We start from the raw sequence: 19781 nt of genomic DNA, 5'->3' as shown, positions 1-19781 counted from the left end.
GCTGCAAGGCGCTCGCGAACGCGGTCTCCCCGAGCGGGCGGATTACATCCTCACCGGCTATATCGGCTCGCTCGACGTGGCCGAGATGGTGGCGGATTTCGTGGCCGAGGCGAAGGCCGCGAACCCGAGCCTGCGGTACATCTGCGACCCGGTGATGGGCGACACCGGTCCCGGCCTCTATGTCCCCGAAGCCATCGCTGGCGTAATGCGCGACCGGTTGCTGCCGATGGCCGACATCGCCACGCCGAACCCCTTCGAACTCGCCTGGCTCACCGGGCAGCAGATCCGCACTCTGGCGGATCTTCAGGCCGCGCGCGAGGCGCTGCACATCGCACCCGAAGCGCATCTGGTCGCCACCGGCTGCGTGCTCGACGACACCGGCCCCGGGCAACTCGAGACGGTGCTCTTGGGTCCCGAAGACCTCAGCCGCCACCCGACCAAGCGCCTGCCGATCGCCCTGCCCGGCACCGGCGATCTCTTCGCCGGGCTTGTGGTCGCGGGCATCGGGCGGGGCCTTGCCCTGCCCCGCGCCATCGAGACCGCCCAGACCCTAACCGCCCGCGCCCTCAGCCACGCCGAAGCGCTTGGTGCGGGCGAGGTGGTGCTAAGCGAGCCGGAATTTCGTCGCGCGCTGCTTTCGCTTGAGTCCGGCTGAGGCCGGGTGACGCGGACATCGTCGCCTGATCAGTCTGCGCTTAAAGTCACCTGACCTGCCCCGTTCAGGGTGCGAACGGACTGCCAAAATCCGTAGGAAACCCGGTGGGAATTTGTTCAAGGCAAGGAGGATGCTGCACGCTTGAATATCTCCGCCTCCGGCCCTTTCCGGACCTTTGCTAGGACGAGCCTCGCTGCGGCGCAGCTTCCGCAAACCGGCCATCGGTGGCATCGCGCAGCATAGTCTGACGCGCCAAATTCAGTTCTGCGGACGAAGCGAACATGGGGAACAGACCCAAATTGGATTTGCACCTGTTCTGTTCCGGTGTGTTGCTCATGTTGTGCGGCGATCTTTTCGAAGGCCAAGGGGGTGATTTTCCATTGAGCGCTGAATGGCGTCTTCGCGGGGGACAGGTCTAGCTCGGGGCGCCCCTCTATGACAGAGCTCTTGTCATACGATCCCGAGAGCCTTCATCCGCGCGACCACCCGCTCTGACGGCGTGCCTTGGTTGCGAAATACGATGTCCTTTGTGCCCGGCACCTTGAGGTCGCCGCCCGCGTGGTGGACCGCCACCACCTCCCAATCCGCATTGAACACCGGCGCGCCGGACGATCCTTTGAGCGTATCGGTCAGATATTGCAGCCGCGTATCGTCAGCATAGGTGACCAGGTTGTTGTGCAGCGCGACCTGTTTTGCCATGCCGCCCGGATGCTGGATGATGGCCACCCGGTCCTGCGCCTGTGCGGGCATCTTTGCGAGCGTGAGCGGCGTGATACCCTCGCGCGGGACGTCGATATCGATCACCGCCCAATCGTCCTCAGCCTCGCCCTGCGCCGTGTCCATAAGGCAAGCGACACGGGTCCCTTCAGCCTCAACCCCACCCACGGAGGCCTCGTAATCAAAGATCGCTTCGATCTCCGTCGCCCGGGCTCCCTCGCTCTCCACGTTGTGAAAGGCAGTCAAAAGCCGGGTCGGCGAGATCAGGAATGCGGTTCCGAGATACCATGCCGCCCCGAATTTCATGCGAAGCTTAACCACCGCTCGCGCCGCCTTTGCCCCCTTTGCGAGGTAGCTCACGTCAAGGAACGTCGCGCGGTCCCCCATGAGCTTTTCTTGCGTCTCAACATCGGCAGCCGTGACCTCGCCCCGGTCCGAAAGAGATCCGGCGTCCACTTCTTTCTCATCGCTGTCCCCTGCCAAGGCCGCCTCGACCGACCGGATGCTTTCGGCCCGCGCCGGATACCGCGCGGCGAGCAGGTCGAAGAGCGCAGGTCCGGTCAGCGCGTGGGCCTCCAACTGTTGGACCGCCACCAATGTGAAGGCGATCCGGCTCTGGTTCGTCGCCGGCAGACCCGCGAGCAGCATTGGCATCTGGGGATAGTCGAGGCTGTCGATCGCCTCGTAAAGATCGTCGTTACTGCGAAACAGCGTCAGGAACAGGTCGCGTAGCAGCTTTCGGTCGTTGCTCATGGGATCTCCCGGGGTTAGTAGGCGATGGAACCGGGTCGGCTGCGTTGATCGCGGTCTCGGCGCGCTCGTTCAATCACGGCAGCGTAGGAAGCATCAACCTCGCTGCGCAAGGCGGCAACCGCACGAGCATGTTCTGCGGGATCAGAGCTGTTGAAAAACTTGTACATTAGCCCGTCGAGGTCCGACGGCGTATGGACCTGGTCGGCGGGAACACCGAGCAGCCCCGCCAGCACCTCTATCCGCTCTCGGCTCTCCATCGCACTTGGGAACATGGGGTAGAGATCGCGGAAGAGGTCGAGCAACGGCCACTCAACCCCAGGATAAGACGACGCATTTTGAGACATCGCTGGGCCGAGTATTTCTGACAATTCAGCCAGTACCTCTAACCGGGCCGTACCAAAATCAGAGTTCGGTTCGTAAGCCTGCTTCAAGAGATCGCATGCAGATCGAAAATGGTACAAACGAACGGGCCCATCATTGTGCTGTTTGCGTAGTACTCGCGCGAGCGCGACCTGCGCCGAGAGGCGCTCCAAAACGTCCAGCCACTTCTCCCCCACCTCGGCGCGCTGCCAAAATTCGAGGGCCCAGGACAGCTCTCCCATCCCTTCCGCGATCCCAGCCGCCGAAATCGCAATCCGAGCCACGACCTCCGGCGGCACATTGTCCCCCGCATCTATTGTTTCTGCCACGTCCAGAAGCTCATCGAAGCGGCCCTCTTGGGTCAGCTTCAAGGCATATATATCGCCCATTGGGGACAGAAGCGTTTCGGGCACCCCACCGGCCTCGAACAAATCCGAAAGCTCAGTCACTCCATCCGACAGCCTGTTCCGCGCCACTGCCCGGAGCTCTTCCAGTCCACCGGCCCCGTCGCTGCGCCCACCGCCGAGCATGAGCCGCACGGTTGCCGCTCCTTCGGGCGGCAGTTCGTCCAAGGAACCGACCAGCCGCTGCCCCGCCGCCATCGTCCAGCGTTGCGCGACTTCTCCGGGCCGATCCCCGCGGCAGAGGCGATGGTAAAGCTCCTCGCCCCGTGCGATATCCCCGGGCTCTTCCGCATAATAGGCGACGGCGTTGTCGTGAATTGCTCGTGCCACAGCCTCCGGCACGTCGCGCTGCAAGATCGGAAACATGATAGAGCGCAAGTCCTGCCGGTGCCAGAGCGCGCCGTGATCTCTTGGCTCGCGAAAGAACAGCTGTCCTTCGGATTCCGCTTGCTCCATCAGCTGAGAGGGGTTGATATCAGGCGACAGATCGCAAGGTGCTGCCAGCACCTCGGTGATCACTTTCTCGGAAATTCGGCGCACTAACAGACCCGGTTTCGCAAGCCGCCGCAGGTTTTCGTTTGCGATCCGATCCAGAAGCCGCTCGTAAAGCGTCGCCTGTGCCGTCTTGCCGTCGGCTTCGATCAGCGCGAGCCATGCTTCGGCATCGAAACTCTCCGCAGAAGTGCCCAGCATCGACACAGCGATGCGCAGGCCCAAGGGCCAGCCGCGAATGTTCCGATTGGCCCGTGCCGCATCAGAGCGGCTCAGCCTCACACCCCTCTGGCGAGCCTTGCTGATCAAGTAGTCAACAGCCTCACTTTGCGTGAAGCGTTTGACCGACATCCGGCTTTCTCGTTGTCCGCCAGCCAAAATCTCAGGCAGCCGATATGCCCGCGCCGCGTAGATCACCATGAGGTCGACATCCTGCTGCCGCAGCGCGTAGATGACCCTGCCCACGTTCGACGCGGCCACTTCGTCGAGCAGTTCGGCACGCTCGAAACTGTCGGCGAAAAAGATGATCCGGGGAGCGCGCTTCAGCATGTCGCGAAAAATCCACAGCGCCTCGGCGAGAATATCGTCGGGCGAAGACCAGTGGCGGCTGTCGCGAAACTCGGAGGAGTGCGATTTGCTCCGCGTGCTTTCCTCGGACCGCCCAAGCGCGCGCATGAGCCGCGATATCCGTGTCGCCGCATCGGGACCTCCACCTGCGGACCAACGTAGTGCGAGTTGGCGCACCACTTCGATCGTCATATCGACGCCGGACGCGCGCTGCATTTGCGGCAGGTCAAAATCCAAGTGCAGGATCGCGTCGGGGCGCAGCGCCGCGTCGTCGCTTTGCAATACCATCTGGAAAAATCGGGCAACCGCGATGGACTTGCCGATGCCTCCCGGCCCCTCTACCATCACGGTCGGACGATCACGAAGTTGCCAAATCTCATGCAGCGCGTGGAGCATGCCCTCGCGCCCGACAAAGAGCGGCAGGTCGGCGCCCCCGACCCGTTCGACAAATTCCTGTGCCGCCATCTGCCGCTCGATCTCACCTGCATCGACCTTTGCCGCGCCCGCGAGCCCTTCGGCCCACTGTGCCGCGACCGACAGCGCGAGAAGTTCGCCGCGACTGTATCCGGTCGTATCCGGCACCCGCCCCGCAACGAGACCGGCGAAGGCGAGCTCGACACGGGTGCGCGGTGGGTTGGCCTGAAATGCGCGAGCCACGCCCTCAGGCCCAGCCGTGGTCAGAATCTCGCGCCGGATGGCGAGTGGCAGCGCCGCGCCACCGTCGCTCTCCGCGTCCCGCCCGGCGAGCTCGCCCAAGGTTAGGCTGACCTCGATGGCCTCCGACACGGCCGCGTCAGACAGGTCCGCTCCCTGCCGCGCGAGCCAGGTCTCGATCGACGAGCTCGGGCGGAACCGTTCGCGCACCGCGGCAGACAGGGCGAGGCTTCGGCCCGCCACGCCCAAGGCGTCGAAATCCAGCACACTGCCCAAGGCCTCAGTCATGGTGCCCGCACTTCCCGACGAAGGTCGAGCATCCGGCGGCGAAGCTCCGGCAACCGCCCGGTTTCGGGCAGGGCCGCGAGCGCGTCGTAAATCTCGCTCGCACGCGCCGTCACCGCGTCCTCGTCCAAGGGCACCGTCCCTCGCCCGTTTAAAATGGCCGCTGCCTCAAGCACGTCAGTCTGGTTCACCGGCCGCAGGTCCTCGACCTGCATGTTGTAAAGCTCGCCCCGCATCGTATCCAAATGCGCGGTCGGTCCGAGCACGAAAAGCACGCAGTTATTGAATGCGTTCGCATCGCGGTCGGCACAGAAGAGCCGCAGGAATTCCGGCACTGCAGGGTCCGGAACCTCGTCGGAAAAGTCGATGACCAGCCACAGGCGCGGATCGACATAAGGCATGTTTTGGAGCTGGTTGCGCAGGTGGCGTACGAGCTTCGACGCCGCATCACCGGGTGTCGCACCCTCGGTCACCGGCGTGCCGCCCACGGCGATGTTGTAGGCGTCGTGGAGGCAGTCGAAAAGGTGGTGGACAGTGCGTTTTTCGGTTTCGACATCGAACCCCACCTTCTGGATCGGAATGTCCAACTTCTGCGCGACATGGCGGATCAACTGAAAACTATGCGACCGCCCCGACAGCGGCCCGCCCGCCACGTAGATCACGCTGTGATCGAAACCCGAGTGAAGTTCGGACAGAAGCACGCGGAGCCCGGCCCGGTCCACCACCGGCTCCGACCCGATCCAGATTTCCTTCGTCGGGTCAGCCAGAGCCTGCGCCGCCTGTGCCTGTAACCGGTCAGCAATAGCCCGCAGATTCGGATTGTCCGGGTGGGCAGGCGTGAGCGCAATCAGTGCCTCGCATACCGCCATTGCCAGCACGGCGTCGTTGCCGAGCCGTCCGATGAGCTTCACGACCGTCGCCGCAGGCGCGTCGTTGAGCACCCAATCGGCTGGTTCTCCCGTCGCATCGCCGTAGACAAGCGCCAGGTTGGCGGCCCCGATCCCCAGCAGCCGCGTCTGGATCACGCGGCGTTCGTCGCTCGAAACCACCCCCATCGCAGCCGCCTATTGCGACCGCTGCGCGACCGCGAAAACGACGCGGTCGGCCTGCACGTGGCTGCCCTCGAACCGCAGCTCGTAGAAACCGCGCGGCAGTTGCGTAGTGACGCTCATCGCCAGCGTCGCGATCTCGGGGCCCGCGTAGCTGACTGGCACCCGCGCGACCTCGGCGTCTACCGCATCGTCTTCCGTAAGCGCCTCGAACACCAGAGCGCCCGCGAGCGTCTTGAACGGGTCATCGGAGGCCAACACCACCTCGACCGCTTCGCCTTGGCCGAAAATCGGCTTTTGCAGGGTCAGCGCCACGGTTGGCGCGACCTCTGCTCCCATCTCCCTCGGATCGCCCGCGTCCTGCCCAAAGAGACGGAAGAACACGCGTTTGAACGGATCGCCACGGAACACCCCGGCGTGATCATTGACCACCACCTGCTTTTGCACCCGGCGCGGCAACGAACTCCACATCGGGACCGTGCCGTCCCCCGCATCTGGCGTCGTGACCACACGGGCTTGCGCGCCGTCGACGTTGACCCGCGTGACCGTCTTGTGCCCCGCCCCGCTGAAGTAGAAATAGCGCACGTGTTCGGGCGCTTCGCCATCCGCGAACGCGTCGTGTACCGCCTTGGCACGCGCAACCAGCGCAGGCGACATTCCGAGCTTGGTAGCGATAGCATTGTCGTAGAAATCATAGGGGGCGAGGTCGGCGCCGTTGGTCGTGTTCCAGCAGGCATCTTCGCCCGGCGCCGGGAGCAATTGATATCCCGAGGGATAATTCGTGTTCTCCGCCAGCATCTTGAAATCCTTCCCGCTGATCCCGAGCGCGCTGTCCAGCCCCAGAACCCGCGCGAGTGCGAGCGGCGCACCGTTATGCGGCGTCGCCAGCGCGTAGAAGGCGCGTACTTTCCCGAACCACGGACGGGCGCGGTAGGTCGGCGTCTCCAACATCAGCCGCGTGACAAGCCCACCCATGGAGTGCGCCACGATGACGAAATCATCCGACTCAAGCGTGTCGAGCTTGGCGGCCAGTCCCTCCGCGAGATCGAAAAGGTCGAGCCGCCAGTCATAGGGGTGCTCCACCAGCACCATGCCCCCGCTCGCCCGGACCTCAAGCTCTTTGAACAACGCTTGAATGCGGTTGTAGAAATCCACGCAGCTCACGTTCCCGATGACTCGTGTCACCCTCAAGTTCGGGGATTGAAGCTTTTCGATGCGTTTATAGCCGAACACGGTTTCGGTGACCTTCGGGGGCCAGACGACCTCCCCATCCGGCAGCACCAGTTCGGACCCCATTATGCCCGGCAGGAAAACGACTGTGGTCTTCACGGCAGCTATCCTCATAAAACAGAAATAAATTCAGTAGTATTTCATAACATTGACGGAGCCGTGCGCTTTAGGCAAGCGCTGTTGGCGCGACCCACCCGCGCGAAAGGGCAAGCTGCCGCCTCCATAATGGGTTTAGAGAATGAAATCCGACACTATGAGTATCAATCATGAGGAATAGCTGAAGACCGAGCATTTCGGGCGAGGCACTGGGGCCTGCGCCCGATTCCTGCGCACAGCTGCCGTTCGTCCAGTGCGCAGCGAACGACCGCTCTCCGCCCTTCGTGCCAGAGCCTCTAGCCGTGACGGCAATGGAACTTTTGCAGGCCCAGAATCGCGAATTTTAGGCAGCCGAGGGCCGCACAACGCTATGCTCCGGCGCCGTTCATTCAGTTAAGACTGAGAATTCCTCACGCGCCGAGACCTATGCCTTATGCATACTTCCCCGGCCAAGAAGTGGAGGTATAGCTATGCAGGTCGGCGATCCAATTTCAGAGGAAATCATTATTCGAGCGCGCGAAAGCTTTGCGCGACAGGGGCTTATGGCGCATCTCGGGGCCGAGATAACGGAGGTGCGCGCGGGGATCGTCAAGTTGCGACTGCCGTTCCGCCAAGAACTCACGCAACAGCATGGCTACTTCCATGCCGGCGGGACATCGGCCATCGCCGACAGCGCAGGCGGTTACGCTGGGTTCACCCTCTTCCCCGAAGGCAGTTCAGTCCTGACGGTCGAGTTCAAACTGAACCTGATCAGCCCTGCGCAAGGAGATTATCTCGAGGCTGTCGGCCGCGTGATCAAGAATGGTCGCACACTGACCATCTGTCAGCTCGATGTATGGGGCGTTGATGGAGATCGCCGCAAACATGTCGCGGCGGGGATGCAAACCTTGATCTGCTTGCATGACACGCCAGACCTGCCCGCTTCGCGCTAGAACAGGTCTTCTCGGCGAATGGCCTGAACAGGATTGAAGATCGGCAGATTTTGGCGGTCCAATCCCAGATCCATCAATTCCGCGTCGCTCAAGCGGTAAAAGGCCCGAAAGCGGCGCGGCGGCCGAGCCGCGCGTGATGCGAGACCATCTTTGTCGCACTCTTGCGTTGGATTTGCCGTGTATCGCGGGTGCATGGTCACCTCCGGTGTCTTCCCCCAGAGAATGCACCCCGTGCCCAGAGCCATGAATTTCGGATCCTTCAGCGGATATTGAGAATTCCTCTCTGGGATTGTCGCCGCGAAATCCTCAGGACCTCCGGAAAATTCCTCAATTGCGAGCCGCCATGCTGCCGCATGACAGTCAGTCCCGACCGCCAAAGCGGACGGAGAAGGATACCGGAAGAATGACAAGACTTTCCCGCACTGACCTTGAAACCCATGCCAGGCATTGGATCGCTGCCTGGAACGCACATGACGTGGAGACGGTTCTCGCGCCGTTCGCCGAAGACTCCGTCTTCATCAGCCCTCTCGCCAAGCAGGTGACGGGTGACGCCCAGATCATTGGGAAGGACGCCCTGCGGCAGTACTGGACCGACGCCCTAGCACGCGTGCCCGATCTTCACTTCGAACTGAGCGGAACCGCCGTAGACGAAGAGGCGCAATCCGTGACGGTTTTCTATGTGTCGCGAGCCGGTGGTCGGGTCAGGCATGCCTGCGAACACATGCGGTTTCGCGAGGGCGTCCAGTTTCTGGGCGAAGCCTATTACGGGTCCGAGGAATGACGGCCCCCCTGCGCGCGACCGACGCAAACCATTACCCCTGGGGTAACGGCTGCGACGGCTGGAGACTGGTCGATCGCCCCGAACTCTCGCTGCGCGAAGAGCGCCTGCCGCCCGGCGGTGCCGAAGCACCACATTATCATCGGGTCTCCCGCCAGATCTTCTATGTCCTTGCCGGGGAACTGACGATCAGGGTTCCGGGCCGTATCCTCTTGGCCAAGGCGGGAGAGGCCCTGGAAATCTCCCCGGGCCTGGGACATTTAGTGCAGAACAACGGGCCCGAAGATCTGCGCATCCTGCTCGTGTCCGCCCCTGATACGGCCGGCGACCGGTATCCGGTCGAAGACCATGCGGCCATCCCGGCGGATGTAGCACACCATCCGATGTATTGGCTCTAGCTCGCCCCAGACAAAATCTCCCGCTCGGTTGAGACCTTCTCAATCGGCGTGGAGGCGGCTCCCGGCTAAGCACTTGAGACAAAGAGCGGATGCCAGAAGCCATGAACATCAATGATCTCAGAAAATCCTTGAGCGCCGCCTCTGGCGAGACACCGACTCCCGGCCTGTCGGGTCTTCAACGACTTGCACTTCTTTGGGTCACGGCCATCGTGCTGACATTTCTGTCCTTCCTCTCTTATCCTCAACGATCTGGCGAAACGGGCTCCATTCAGGATCGTGCCGAGCAAACAGACGACCTTGGGCGGGTATACTCCCTGAACCGCGCATCTTCGTAATACCGTGCTTTTGTCGCCCGGATCGGTGGTGTGCCGGCCACCATGACGATCTCGTCTGAAGGCGGCAGCTGCATGATTTCTCCAGGCGTGAGCAACGCCCGCGCAGTTTCCGACCGGGACACCATGAGATGGCTGAGCCAGGGCGCCAGACGATGACCGGCATAGTTCTTCATCGCCTTCATCTCGGTAGCGGTGCCGAGAGCGTCGGACACTCGCTTGGCCGTGCGCTCATCATTGGTCGCGAAGCTCACCCGGACATGGCAGTTGTCGAGGATCGAGTTATTTGGGCCATAGGCCTTCTCGATCTGGTTCAGCGACTGGGCGATGAGGAAGCTCTTCAGGCCGTAGCCCGCCATGAAGGCCAGCGCGCTCTCGAAGAAATCCAACCGACCGAGCGCCGGGAACTCGTCGAGCATCAGAAGCAGCCGATGACGGTCATCCTTGCCCTGCAGGTCTTCGGTCAGCCGTCGGCCGATTTGGTTGAGGATCAGACGAATGAGCGGCTTGGTGCGATTGATGTCAGATGGCGGCACCACGAGATACAGCGTGACGGGGCGCACTCCCCCAACAATGTCACCGATCCGCCAGTCGCAGCGGCGCGTGACCTGGGCGACGATAGGGTCTCGATAGAGGCCAAGGAAAGACATCGCCGTCGACAGCACACCGGAGCGTTCATTCTCGGACTTGTTGAGCAACTCACGGGCGGCACTGGCGACCACGGGATGCGGCCCCCTCTCGCCCAGATGCGACGTTCGCATCATCGCGCGGAGTGTGGACTCAACGGGACGCCGCGGGTCGGACAGGAAGTTGGCGACACCGGCCAGCGTCTTGTCCTTCTCGGCATAGAGCACATGCAGGATAGCACCGACGAGCAGGCTGTGGCTGGTCTTCTCCCAGTGGTTCCGCCGCTCCAGGCTCCCTTCGGGGTCGACGAGGATGTCGGCGATGTTCTGGACATCGCGAACCTCCGACTCCCCACGGCGCACTTCCAGCAGGGGGTTGTAGGCCGAAGAGTTCGGATTGGTCGGATCGAACAGCAGGACCCGACCGTGCCGGGCCCGGAACCCTGCGGTCAACTGCCAGTTCTCGCCCTTGATGTCATGAACGATGGCCGAGCCGGGCCAGGTGAGAAGAGAAGGCACGACGAGCCCTACCCCTTTGCCGGATCGCGTCGGCGCGAAGCAGAGCACATGCTCCGGCCCATCGTGGCGCAGATATGCCCGGTCATGGCGTCCCAGGACCACACCATCCGGGTCAAACAGTCCGGCGGCCTTCACCTCGCCCTTCTCGGCCCATCGGGCAGAGCCATAGGTCGCGACGTTGCGGGCCTCGCGCGCGCGAAAGACTGACATGGCGATAGCCACCCCGATGGCGATGAAGCCCCCAGAGGCGGCGATGATCCCACCGGTCACGAAGATCGGCGGCGCATAGGCCTCGTAGAAATACCACCACCAGAAGATGGCGGGAGGATAGTAGACGGGCGTCCCGAACAGCTCGAACCAGGGCGGGCCCAGCTGTGCCTGATAGCCAAGGCTTGCAGCCACGTATTGCGTTGCGCCCCAGGTGGTGGCCAGAATGATGAGGAAGACGATGGAGATCTGGCCCCAGAGGATCTTGGTCGCGGACATGACTGTCGCTCCTTTCCGGTGTGTTGATCAGAGGCCGAGGCCGCGCTTACGGCCAAAGTCCCAATCGACCCCGCCGTCCCCGCGTGCGAGGCCGGTGACATCCCGGCCGAGATGCTTTTCGAGAGACGGAGACCAGGGCACCAGCTGGAAGCCGAGCGCGCCGTCAGCTCCATAGCCCTCGATCATCGCAAAACGGCCCGAAGCCAGCGCGAGCCGCCGGCGATAGATACCGCTCACGTAGTCACCCGGATCCGCCTTGTTGAACGGCAACCCGGTTTCCGCCGAGAGCTGCGTGCCAACCGCCTGCAACTCCCGGTCGCGCAAGGTTCCGAGCAGGCGCCGGGCAAAGACCACCCTGCCGCTCCGCCGCTCGGCCAGCCCCTCCGTGACCAGGTGCTCGGCCCGGGCTTCCAGGGCCTCCCGGACCTCGGCACCGAAGCCCTGGCCCGACAAGGCGAGCGGATCGCGCGCGATGGCCTGCCGGTCGAGCCAGGTGGCCCCGGACGCGGACACCTGCGCATCGAGGTCCAGGTCGGACCGGGCCGCCAGCGCGACGCGACGCTGGCCGCGCGCATCGTCATAGGTGCGGAGTTCCACGATCGAGCCCGGCGCGCTGTCGCCGGCGGCGTCGAGATGGGGCAGACGGATATGGTGGCTCCGGCCATCGACACCATCGACGACGGCATAGGCTGTCCCCTTCAGCTCGTCATCGAGGCCCCGCTGGACCAGACAACCGATGACAGGAACATCGAGGCTCTCTGCGGCAAGGACGAAACTCGAGGACCCGCGCTCGATCCCGCGTTCCGTCAGCGCCCGATGCATCCGCTTGATGATGTCGCCACGCTCCCCCATCTCCCGCAGGACTGCCTCTGCATCATCCCTGATGTGCCATTGCGACTGTCCGATCTGGTCGGCGACGCCGAGCACTTCCAGCCGGCGCAACCGCCCGACCTTCAGCGCGTGAAACGCATCCGGCTGCCGATCCGCATCCGGCGCCATGTCGAGGATGCGGGAACGCCCGGCATCCCGGAGCAACTGACGATCGAGCTGCGTCCAGCGCTCGGCCCCGATCTGACGTTCAAGCGTCCGGCGGATGTCGAGATCGCTGCGTGGGCCCAGTTCCTGGGTGATGAGATCCCGTGCCCTGTCCCGCATGCCCTCCTTGATGTAGTCCCGCGAGATCACGAGATCCTGGCCGTCGTCGCGTACGCCCCGAACGATCAGGTGGACGTGCGGATGCGCGGTGTTCCAGTGATCGACGCCGACCCAGTCAAGCGACGTGCCGAGATCCTGCTCCATCCGCCCGACGAGATCGCGGGTGAAGGATTGCAGGTCGGACATGTCCGGCGCGTCGTCGGGTGAGACGATGAACCGGAAATGATGACGGTCATCGCGACACCGCTCGGCAAAGGCCCGGCCATCGGCATCCTCCGTTCCCGGCCCGAAGAGCCTGGCCTTCTCCCCCTCCCGGGTCACGCCGTCCCGGCGCAGGTAATCGAGGTGGGCTCCGAGGGGCGCGGATTTCCCGCTGTGCCGGACCACACGCGCCTTGACCACCGCGCCGCGTGTGCGGGCGGTGATGAGGCGGTTGGCCTGAATACTGGCGCGTTGACCGCGCCCGAAGCGGGACCGATTACCCGGGGTGACGCGCCCGGCCCGCGAGACACCACCCCCGGCCTTTTTCGCGGCAGCCAGGGCCTGTGCGACAAAGGGCCGGGCCTGCTGCGCCCGTGTCGAGCGGATACGTCCCGGACGGATGCGGAACTCGCGATCATCGGGCATGGGATTTCCCCACACAGTGCGAAACCGCGCTGTATATCAGAGTGTTAGGCACATCTCGCACGGTGCGGGCACGCGCGACACGGTTCGGAACGCGGCAAAAACATGAACAAAAACAACCGCCCAACCGCCGCGCACCGTGCGCCCTTTTATCCTGCCATCCTTCGGTCGTGGTGCCTCCCGCCACCCCTCGCGCCCACCAAGACACGCCAGAGCACGACGGAATGCGAAGTGTCGTCGCGCGGGTCATGGCCGGGCCTCACCAGTTTCTCGCCTGACGAAGAGGCCCTCGGCCTGCGGGGCGATGCCCGCCCGTGGCGCCGCCGGGACAGGGGAAAGAGAGCTGCCGACCGTCCGGTGAGGCGACACAGGATCGGTCGCAGACGCGCCTTCTTCGCGGCTGATGAAGAGCGCCGCCTCACGCCAATCGAGCAGCCGGGCTGCAGTGATAGCGGTGCCCGATGGCCGCTCGCCAAGCAGCACGGGCGCAAGCGCAGCGACATAGGCGCGCGTCTCGGCGGGCAGTGGACGATCCGCCAGTCGGTATTCGTCGTAGCGGGCGGGACCGGCATTGTAGGCCGCCAGCATCGCCGCGACATCGCCATAGCGATCCCACATCTCGCGCAGATAGGCCGTGCCCGCGAAGATGTTGTCACGCGGATCGTAGGAGTCTCGGCCAAGACCATGACGGATGCGCAGCCCGGCCCAGGTGTCGGGCATGACCTGCATCAGCCCCATCGCGCCAGCGGAAGAGACCGCACGCAGATCGCCCGCGCTCTCTGCCTGCATCACGGCCATGATCCAGGTCGTCGGAATGCCGAAGCGCTGCGACGCCTCGGCGATATGGGCGGCGTAGGGATGCGCGGCAATTGCGTGATCGGGCACATCGGTTTGCGCCAACAGCGGCTGCGTGGCGGTGACCGGGATGAGGAGGCCGGAAAGAAGAAGGAGGAAAATGCGGCGGCAGATGCCACCTCTCCCCGAGGCGGGACGGGTGCTGGACATGATCATGGTCAGTCCTGCTCATCGCGCTTCTTCGGGCGGGTCCAGTGCAGCCCCCAGTCCCTGCCCTCCTCATCCGACTGGAACAGGCGGGCGCGGATCGGATGCCGGAAAACCGGATCATCGAGCAGGACTGAGACGAATACCCCTGCGGTTTCGCTTGTGTGTTTCCAGCCCGCGCCAACCTCCGGACCATCCTCGTCACCGAGGTGGATACGATAGGCAGGAGCCTTCTCGGTATCGACGTTATCGGTTGGAACAAAGGTCAGTTCCAGGTCGAGCGAGAGCGTGCGAAGCTGTCCGGAATAGCCGGACGGGGTGCGTGTGAATTGGCCGATCTGTGGCATTGGAAGCTCCTTCCTCATGCGGTGAATGGGAGGCAGGCCGCTGGCACGTCCCGCCATGAACGCGCGTCACCGCTCCGGCGCGTGCCAGACGAGGCGGCCATCGCCGCCCTCGTCGGTGAACAGTGGACTGGCCCGACCGATCACTGCCGAGGTGGGGAACGGGCCGAAATATCGGCCATCGAAACTGTCAGCGACCGCCGGGTTCATCAGGAAGACCTCCCCCTCGGCAATCGTGCGACAGCCCTGCCAGACGGGAAGATCGCGGCCCTGGCTGTCGCGCTCTCGCGCCTCCCCCAGATGTCTGCCATCGACGGTGATCGCGGCGCCGTCGCGGCAGACCCGTTGTCCCGGCAGCCCGATGACGTGCTTCAGGATCGGCACATCGCGACCGACATAGCCGCGCGTGACCATGAAACCTGCAAAGGGTTCGGGCGGCATGACCACGACCAGATCTGGCACCGCGAGCCGGTCCACCGGCGCGATGGTGTAGAAACCAATCGGCACGCTGGCCGAGGCGTTCCAGACCAGCCGTGGCGTAGTCGGAATGCTGCCGGCGATGACGGCGGCAAGCGCCGCAACCGTCACCATGATGTAGCGGGCACGGGTCATTTTGCGATCTCCCGGCGCCGGAGCCATGCGGCATGGCGTTCCGCCGAATAGGGACGCGGCGCTTCTCCCGCCGTCATCCAGTGCGCGACATGACGCCAGTGATCGGGATCGACCTCGGTGGGATCGATGCCGAGTCCCTCGATCGCATCGATATGACGCAAGACCTCTTCGACCTTGGGCCAGCCTTCGATCTTCAACAAAATCTCGCCACCGGGGCGCACGAAGGGCAGCGTCTGACAGGCGCTCCCAGGCGCGATTGAGCGCACGATGTCGATGCGCGAGACGACGGTTCCATAGTCATTCGCCGCCCAGCGGACGAAGGCGAAGACAGAACCCGGCATGAAGAAGACCACACGTCGGCTGCGGTCCAGGACCTGCTCCCCTGCCCCGTTGCCGAACCGGATCCAGAACTCGGTCTGCTGCTCCAGCCAGATCAATTCGACGCGGGTCATGTCGCCGAAGCTGAAAGAGGAGGCCTCAGTCGCCGATGATTTGCCGGGTCTCAGAATGACGCTCATCACCGATCTCCTGGTAGATCGAGTGGAAGGCGTGCCAAGCCGGGGCGACGGACCGTGTCGGAGGCGGGGCTGTCCGGGAGCGATCCGGCAGCACCAGGCATGCTCGATGCGTCCGGTTTCTCAGCCTTTCGAAGGCTCCTGGCTGCGCTGCGGATGATGTTCTCCACACCATCCGCGCGCTCTTCAAAGTTAGAGTCTTCGTTAGACTCTAAGTTAAGGGAGCGATTTCCGATTTTACTCCCGTGCGTTACACCCTGTTTGGGTTCCTGATAGCACGAGACCCCGGTTCCTGATGGCACGATAGTCCGGGTTCCCGATAGCACGAGCGCATTCACAGGTTTTCCACAGCCCGGCGCGGGCTCGAAGGCCAGCAGCTTGCGGCCACGAACCTCAGTCTCCAGAAAGAGTGTGTAACCCGGCAGCGGCTGCCGCCGGATGATGTCGCGAAGCTCGAAGGCAAACCGCTTGAAGGGCGACAGTGTCCCGGACTTCTGGTGAAGATGATGGAAGTCGAAACGCCAGCCATCGCGCTGGCGGCCACCGTGCTTGCGCACCAGGCGATAGAGCCAACGGTCGAGCCCGCCGGTCAGGTCGAAATACGCCCGGTCAATGGTGAGGATGAGCGCATTGTCGAGCACGGCCTGGTAGAACCAGTCGGGCACAATCAGCTCGATGCCGTCCGGACGCCCGTCCCTGTCGCTGCGCTCCTGCCATTCGTAGATCCAGGAGAAGCGGTGGCGGCGTCCTTCCGCCGGCTGGCGGATAGAGGTGGAGATCGTCGTCGACTGCAGACGATCCAGCGCCGCCTTCAGGCGCTGGTAATCCCGCGAACTGGTGCCGCGGCCGACATAGGTGAGGATCTCATATGGGGTGGCGGCCATCAGCCGGGAGGTGCGCAGACCCGCGTCACGCGCCTCGACGATCTGGCTCGCCGCCCAGATCAGGATGTCGGCATCCCAGATCGTGGCCATACCGTGATCAGGAACAGCCTCGACCCGGATGCTGACGCTGCCAGCGGCAAAGTCGATCGGTGCGACCCGTTTGGATTTGGCGAGGGAGAAGAAGGGATAGGCCATGAGGTCTTGCGCATCTCTTGGGGCGAAATCCCCGGGCAGCGCGCGGAACAGATCGAGCTGTCCACGCTCGGAACGGGGTCTGCGTCCATCGGTCATGAAGGTGTCGCCCCCCAAGGTCAGCGCACGAAGCGGCCGGGCTGCGGGAGGCTCGGGAGCGTGTGGCGTTTCGCCGGCAGCACCTGTCCGCGCGGGTCGGAGGTCGACGTGACAGCGCCCCGTCCAACCCAGGCCTGCAGGTCCTCGATCGCATAGACCACACGCCCGCCCAGCTTGTGGTAGGCGGGACCGGTGCCATAGGTCCTGTGCTTCTCCAGCGTCCGAGCCGACAGGCTCAGGAACTGCGCGGCTTCCTTGGTGCGCAGATAGCGCGGGGGAAGTTCGGTTGAGATGGCGGACATCGGGCGTCTCCCTGCTGTGTGTGACCAGCGCCGCGAAACAGCGGCTGATGACGGTCACGATGGCGAAGCGCGTCCGGTCAGATGCAGTGGGGAGTTGGCAGAGGAAAATTCGCACACCGCGGCGCGGGATCGCGGACCTAGAGGCGGCGCTGGTGACGAAGGAGCTTACGATAGCCGCCGGCGATCAGGTCACGCCCCTCACGAAGGAGACTGGAGACGGCAAAACGGGCAGAGGAGACCTGCCATTCATCGCGATCCAGGTGACCGGTACGGAACAGCACCTCAGCGATCTGCTTCTGGGTCGCGCCGTCGAAGGCGGCGTCGGAGGCCTGGAGGACCCGCCGCAGGCGTGCTTTCTGCTGCGCGGTCAGACGGGTGTCGCGGGGGATTGATCGACGGCGGTGCTGGTCCGCGAGGAGCCGCTGGATCGCCTCGATGCGATCGAGGCCCTCGGGGCCGAGCGGAACAGTGGCAACAAGCCGACCATGGTGTTTCAAAGGAGCGACGAGATGCAGGTATGTTCCGTCCGGCAGCCTGTGGCGCAGGTGCTTGCCAATGGGGGATGCCCTGCCCTTTGGGGCGACTACCTGACCGCCTGGGGCGTCTGTCCCTTCAACGAGTGCTTCGGGGGCGACCGCGAGGACCACGGCGCTGGTATCGATTTCGGGGCGCCAGAATATCTCTGCAACAGTCGCGGTCAGACCAGGCCGTATCGGGAAAGCACAGACCCCATCGACGGCCGACCTGATCCCTCAGGTCAGCCCTCTCAGGTGGTCCCCCTACAAGTTCTGCATAGTCATCTTGATACTCGGGATTGCGGCGCAGGCATTCCCAGCCGAGTTCCGGCGCGGCCAGATCATCGAGATAGTCATAGGCCGCCTGGTCACGCCAATTCGAGCGGTCGGGTTGCATGGCATCGCCTCTCCCCTGGATTGATCTCAGGAAAGGATTCCGGGAGATCAATCACTTGGGAAGTCCGCCCCAAGGCATCAGGTGATGCGTGGCACGCATCACCTTCTCAGCCGGTGCGCCCCGCCGCCAACTGCCGATAGCCCTCGGAACTCAGCCAGCGCGCGCGTTCAAGATGGGTATCGTGGACCAGGCGCGCCCGCTCAGGCTCTTTCTGCGTATCGAGCCCCAGGATGATCCGCGCCGCCTCCTGCCAGTTCGCGCCCTCGCCTGCAGCATCGAGCAAACGCATATACTGCGTCATGTGGCGACGGTCATAATCCGTCACCACGGCCCCTTGCGGCGGTACATCCTGCAATTCGCCTCTTCTCACGCGCAACCCCATTGCGGTTTGCCAGCATGTTTAGCACGGTTGTTCGATCTTCTTGTGAGCATGGCGACGGCGGGCGTCCCTCTTCGAGGAGACGTGCCGGAAAACTCAGCCCTTCGGGACGGCCTTCGCCTGAACATGCATCACTCCAATCCCCTGGTCAGAGTTCAGGAGCAGAATGCCATTCGCTTCAAAAGCCCGTCGAACCTGATCGCGCGTGGTCTCATAGACCTCGAGTCCGCTTTCGGATTCGAGACGCTTGAGCGCGGTCAAAGATACCCGGGCCTCATCCGCAAGCTGCTCCTGTGTCCAGCCAAGAAGCGCACGCGCGGCCCGCGATTGTCGGGCGGTGATCATGCAGATCACCTCCCATCCGGCCCGGCGCGCGCGCCAGAACTACGACCATTATAGTCGTTCTTAGGAGAATCTCCACCGGAGTTCTTCTACGTTTATATCGCACTTTCGAATTAGCACTGCCAATTCGGAAAACTGATTCGGTTGCCCGGATTGGCGGGCAGGCCCCGGCCTGTCGGCCGGGGCCTCACGGCGCCGCTACTCGCTGCGGCGACCGTTGGGGCGGGACCAGATCAGCGCGTAGCTCTCGCCGTCCTCCTCATCGAAGAGATTGGCGTAGATCGGGGCGGTGAAGCTCGGATCGTCGAGCTTGAGGCCCAGATAGTCGCGGCCCTCGCCCGAGCGCTTGGACCAGGCGGCGCCGATCTCGGCGCGGCCCACCAGGACCCGGTGGCTGGGGGCGTTCTCGCCGGCGGCGCGGGTGTCGGGGACGATGCGTACGCCCTTGGCCTGAACGCTGAGGGTGACGATTTCGCCGGTGAATTCGTTACCGGTCTTCTTGAAGGTGCCGATGGTCGCCATTGTAGTCTCCGTTTTCCGTTTCCGGGTCCGCACCATTGCGGCCCGATGGCGATCGACAGGCCAAAGACGACCGGCGGCGCACCCCGGCCTGCCGGGGGCTGGACAGCAAAGGCGGAGCTTTCTTGTCTCGCGCGGAATGGGCGCAGCACAGGGGAAGAGAGTTATGGCGGCGCTGTTGCGCCAAGCCGGTCGAGGCACAGCCGGTCTTCGGCCAGATCAGGCCATTGAAAGGGCCGTATGGAGCAGACATGGACGGGTCAGAACGGAGACGATGGCGACCGCGGATGCCTGCCAGGCTGACCGGCCTATCCACCGGCGGGTTCGCTCACCCGCGACAGGCCATGCGCGTCGTTGTCCGTGCGCCTCGACCGGCGGGCCTCCTCCGATCACAGGTGCGATCTGCCGCTCGAACGGTCCGCCCCCTCCAACTCACGGCCATGGGCCGCGACGTGGGCCTCATGCCGATCCGCACACCGCTCCATACCGGCATCCTGACGATCGGGATGCTGCGTTGCCACATTTTCCAAAACTGTCCTTCGATGAGTGGCACAGCGAAACACGCGT

The 19781-nt window shown here is 63.8% G+C and carries 22 protein-coding genes; 4 read left to right on the top strand and 18 right to left on the bottom strand.

Annotation, left to right across the window (positions count from 1 at the left end):
* On the top strand, positions 1-655 hold a 655-nt coding region (locus tag BLQ77_RS08230), incomplete at its 5' end, for a PfkB family carbohydrate kinase (RefSeq protein WP_089957732.1).
* A gap of 450 nt (positions 656-1105) precedes the next feature.
* Here the strand turns inward: BLQ77_RS08230 and BLQ77_RS08225 are convergent.
* The 4 genes from BLQ77_RS08225 to BLQ77_RS08210 are packed head-to-tail and all read right to left on the bottom strand — an operon-like array spanning position 1106 to position 7265.
* The gene (locus BLQ77_RS08225) at positions 1106-2125 is read right to left on the bottom strand and encodes a trypsin-like serine peptidase (protein WP_089957729.1); all 1020 of its coding nucleotides are present in this window, start codon (positions 2123-2125) and stop codon (positions 1106-1108) included.
* Between the two features lie 14 nt (positions 2126-2139).
* Positions 2140-4890 (bottom strand): hypothetical protein, encoded by a 2751-nt coding sequence (locus tag BLQ77_RS08220; protein WP_089957726.1) that lies wholly within the window; start codon positions 4888-4890, stop codon positions 2140-2142.
* Positions 4887-5942 carry a hypothetical protein gene (locus tag BLQ77_RS08215; RefSeq protein WP_089957724.1) on the bottom strand — a complete coding sequence of 352 codons (1056 nt, stop codon included), beginning with the start codon at positions 5940-5942 and terminating at the stop codon, positions 4887-4889. The genes BLQ77_RS08220 and BLQ77_RS08215 overlap by 4 nt, the downstream gene beginning before the upstream one ends.
* 9 nt (positions 5943-5951) lie before the next feature.
* Positions 5952-7265 carry a lipase/acyltransferase domain-containing protein gene (locus BLQ77_RS08210; RefSeq protein ID WP_207545823.1) on the bottom strand — a complete coding sequence of 438 codons (1314 nt, stop codon included), beginning with the start codon at positions 7263-7265 and terminating at the stop codon, positions 5952-5954.
* Between the two features lie 467 nt (positions 7266-7732).
* On the opposite strand from BLQ77_RS08210, the gene BLQ77_RS08205 reads away from it, so the two are divergent.
* Entirely contained in the window at positions 7733-8194 is a 462-nt protein-coding gene (locus BLQ77_RS08205) for a PaaI family thioesterase (RefSeq protein ID WP_089957718.1), read from the top strand.
* Here BLQ77_RS08205 and BLQ77_RS08200 read toward each other — a convergent pair.
* Entirely contained in the window at positions 8191-8439 is a 249-nt protein-coding gene (locus BLQ77_RS08200) for a hypothetical protein (protein ID WP_089957716.1), read from the bottom strand. The genes BLQ77_RS08205 and BLQ77_RS08200 overlap by 4 nt on opposite strands.
* A 158-nt stretch (positions 8440-8597) precedes the next feature.
* Here BLQ77_RS08200 and BLQ77_RS08195 point away from each other — a divergent pair, with 158 nt between their 5' ends.
* Positions 8598-8975 carry a nuclear transport factor 2 family protein gene (locus BLQ77_RS08195; protein ID WP_089957713.1) on the top strand — a complete coding sequence of 126 codons (378 nt, stop codon included), beginning with the start codon at positions 8598-8600 and terminating at the stop codon, positions 8973-8975.
* Positions 8972-9370 (top strand): cupin domain-containing protein, encoded by a 399-nt coding sequence (locus tag BLQ77_RS08190; protein ID WP_089957710.1) that lies wholly within the window; start codon positions 8972-8974, stop codon positions 9368-9370. Before BLQ77_RS08195 ends, BLQ77_RS08190 begins: the two co-directional genes overlap by 4 nt.
* A gap of 268 nt (positions 9371-9638) precedes the next feature.
* On the opposite strand, the gene BLQ77_RS08185 is transcribed toward BLQ77_RS08190, so the two are convergent.
* From BLQ77_RS08185 to BLQ77_RS08130, 13 genes are all read right to left on the bottom strand, one after another.
* A complete protein-coding gene (locus tag BLQ77_RS08185) occupies positions 9639-11333 on the bottom strand; it encodes a conjugal transfer protein TraG (RefSeq protein ID WP_242661653.1) in 1695 nt (564 codons plus the stop codon).
* Between the two features lie 27 nt (positions 11334-11360).
* Positions 11361-13115, bottom strand: a complete 1755-nt coding sequence (locus BLQ77_RS08180; RefSeq protein ID WP_089957706.1) for a relaxase/mobilization nuclease domain-containing protein — start codon at positions 13113-13115, stop codon at positions 11361-11363.
* A gap of 243 nt (positions 13116-13358) precedes the next feature.
* Entirely contained in the window at positions 13359-14123 is a 765-nt protein-coding gene (locus tag BLQ77_RS08175) for a lytic transglycosylase domain-containing protein (protein WP_089957703.1), read from the bottom strand.
* A gap of 2 nt (positions 14124-14125) precedes the next feature.
* Positions 14126-14461 carry a DUF736 domain-containing protein gene (locus BLQ77_RS08170; RefSeq protein WP_089957700.1) on the bottom strand — a complete coding sequence of 112 codons (336 nt, stop codon included), beginning with the start codon at positions 14459-14461 and terminating at the stop codon, positions 14126-14128.
* Positions 14462-14527: 66 nt separating this feature from the next.
* Entirely contained in the window at positions 14528-15070 is a 543-nt protein-coding gene (locus tag BLQ77_RS08165) for a S26 family signal peptidase (protein ID WP_089957698.1), read from the bottom strand.
* Complete coding sequence (locus BLQ77_RS08160; RefSeq protein WP_089957695.1) at positions 15067-15588, bottom strand: DUF2840 domain-containing protein; 522 nt, start codon at positions 15586-15588, stop codon at positions 15067-15069. Before BLQ77_RS08160 ends, BLQ77_RS08165 begins: the two co-directional genes overlap by 4 nt.
* Positions 15588-16760, bottom strand: a complete 1173-nt coding sequence (locus BLQ77_RS08155; protein ID WP_089957775.1) for a replication initiator protein A — start codon at positions 16758-16760, stop codon at positions 15588-15590. Before BLQ77_RS08155 ends, BLQ77_RS08160 begins: the two co-directional genes overlap by 1 nt.
* A gap of 20 nt (positions 16761-16780) precedes the next feature.
* The gene (locus BLQ77_RS08150; protein WP_089957692.1) at positions 16781-17062 is read right to left on the bottom strand and encodes a helix-turn-helix transcriptional regulator; all 282 of its coding nucleotides are present in this window, start codon (positions 17060-17062) and stop codon (positions 16781-16783) included.
* A gap of 137 nt (positions 17063-17199) precedes the next feature.
* A complete protein-coding gene (locus tag BLQ77_RS08145; RefSeq protein WP_242661652.1) occupies positions 17200-17709 on the bottom strand; it encodes a DUF2285 domain-containing protein in 510 nt (169 codons plus the stop codon).
* Complete coding sequence (locus BLQ77_RS29820) at positions 17675-17974, bottom strand: transcriptional regulator domain-containing protein (RefSeq protein WP_375360199.1); 300 nt, start codon at positions 17972-17974, stop codon at positions 17675-17677. The genes BLQ77_RS08145 and BLQ77_RS29820 overlap by 35 nt, the downstream gene beginning before the upstream one ends.
* Before the next feature lie 106 nt (positions 17975-18080).
* Entirely contained in the window at positions 18081-18356 is a 276-nt protein-coding gene (locus BLQ77_RS08140) for a DNA -binding domain-containing protein (protein ID WP_089957690.1), read from the bottom strand.
* A 93-nt stretch (positions 18357-18449) separates the two neighbouring features.
* Positions 18450-18698, bottom strand: coding sequence for a helix-turn-helix domain-containing protein (locus BLQ77_RS08135; RefSeq protein ID WP_058099626.1), 249 nt, complete (start codon positions 18696-18698; stop codon positions 18450-18452).
* A 195-nt stretch (positions 18699-18893) separates the two neighbouring features.
* Positions 18894-19217 carry a DUF736 domain-containing protein gene (locus BLQ77_RS08130; RefSeq protein ID WP_089957687.1) on the bottom strand — a complete coding sequence of 108 codons (324 nt, stop codon included), beginning with the start codon at positions 19215-19217 and terminating at the stop codon, positions 18894-18896.
* Positions 19218-19781 lie beyond the last annotated feature (564 nt).

The sequence above is a fragment of the Salipiger thiooxidans genome (assembly GCF_900102075.1).
Taxonomy (GTDB): domain Bacteria; phylum Pseudomonadota; class Alphaproteobacteria; order Rhodobacterales; family Rhodobacteraceae; genus Salipiger; species Salipiger thiooxidans.
Note: the sequence above shows the minus strand (reverse complement) of the source record. Positions and strands in the feature narration are given on the sequence as shown.

Bases quoted from the DNA above. Each gene is read 5' to 3' on its own strand.
- BLQ77_RS08225 (WP_089957729.1), bottom strand. From the start codon at position 2,125: ATGAGCAACGACCGAAAGCTGCTACGCGACCTGTTCCTGACGCTGTTT.
- BLQ77_RS08220 (WP_089957726.1), bottom strand. From the start codon at position 4,890: ATGACTGAGGCCTTGGGCAGTGTGCTGGATTTCGACGCCTTGGGCGTG.
- BLQ77_RS08215 (WP_089957724.1), bottom strand. From the start codon at position 5,942: ATGGGGGTGGTTTCGAGCGACGAACGCCGCGTGATCCAGACGCGGCTG.
- BLQ77_RS08205 (WP_089957718.1), top strand. From the start codon at position 7,733: ATGCAGGTCGGCGATCCAATTTCAGAGGAAATCATTATTCGAGCGCGC.
- BLQ77_RS08200 (WP_089957716.1), bottom strand. From the start codon at position 8,439: ATGGCTCTGGGCACGGGGTGCATTCTCTGGGGGAAGACACCGGAGGTG.
- BLQ77_RS08195 (WP_089957713.1), top strand. From the start codon at position 8,598: ATGACAAGACTTTCCCGCACTGACCTTGAAACCCATGCCAGGCATTGG.
- BLQ77_RS08190 (WP_089957710.1), top strand. From the start codon at position 8,972: ATGACGGCCCCCCTGCGCGCGACCGACGCAAACCATTACCCCTGGGGT.
- BLQ77_RS08185 (WP_242661653.1), bottom strand. From the start codon at position 11,333: ATGTCCGCGACCAAGATCCTCTGGGGCCAGATCTCCATCGTCTTCCTC.
- BLQ77_RS08180 (WP_089957706.1), bottom strand. From the start codon at position 13,115: ATGCCCGATGATCGCGAGTTCCGCATCCGTCCGGGACGTATCCGCTCG.
- BLQ77_RS08175 (WP_089957703.1), bottom strand. From the start codon at position 14,123: ATGATCATGTCCAGCACCCGTCCCGCCTCGGGGAGAGGTGGCATCTGC.
- BLQ77_RS08170 (WP_089957700.1), bottom strand. From the start codon at position 14,461: ATGCCACAGATCGGCCAATTCACACGCACCCCGTCCGGCTATTCCGGA.
- BLQ77_RS08165 (WP_089957698.1), bottom strand. From the start codon at position 15,070: ATGACCCGTGCCCGCTACATCATGGTGACGGTTGCGGCGCTTGCCGCC.
- BLQ77_RS08160 (WP_089957695.1), bottom strand. From the start codon at position 15,588: ATGAGCGTCATTCTGAGACCCGGCAAATCATCGGCGACTGAGGCCTCC.
- BLQ77_RS08155 (WP_089957775.1), bottom strand. From the start codon at position 16,760: ATGACCGATGGACGCAGACCCCGTTCCGAGCGTGGACAGCTCGATCTG.
- BLQ77_RS08150 (WP_089957692.1), bottom strand. From the start codon at position 17,062: ATGTCCGCCATCTCAACCGAACTTCCCCCGCGCTATCTGCGCACCAAG.
- BLQ77_RS29820 (WP_375360199.1), bottom strand. From the start codon at position 17,974: ATGCAACCCGACCGCTCGAATTGGCGTGACCAGGCGGCCTATGACTAT.
- BLQ77_RS08140 (WP_089957690.1), bottom strand. From the start codon at position 18,356: ATGGGGTTGCGCGTGAGAAGAGGCGAATTGCAGGATGTACCGCCGCAA.
- BLQ77_RS08135 (WP_058099626.1), bottom strand. From the start codon at position 18,698: ATGATCACCGCCCGACAATCGCGGGCCGCGCGTGCGCTTCTTGGCTGG.
- BLQ77_RS08130 (WP_089957687.1), bottom strand. From the start codon at position 19,217: ATGGCGACCATCGGCACCTTCAAGAAGACCGGTAACGAATTCACCGGC.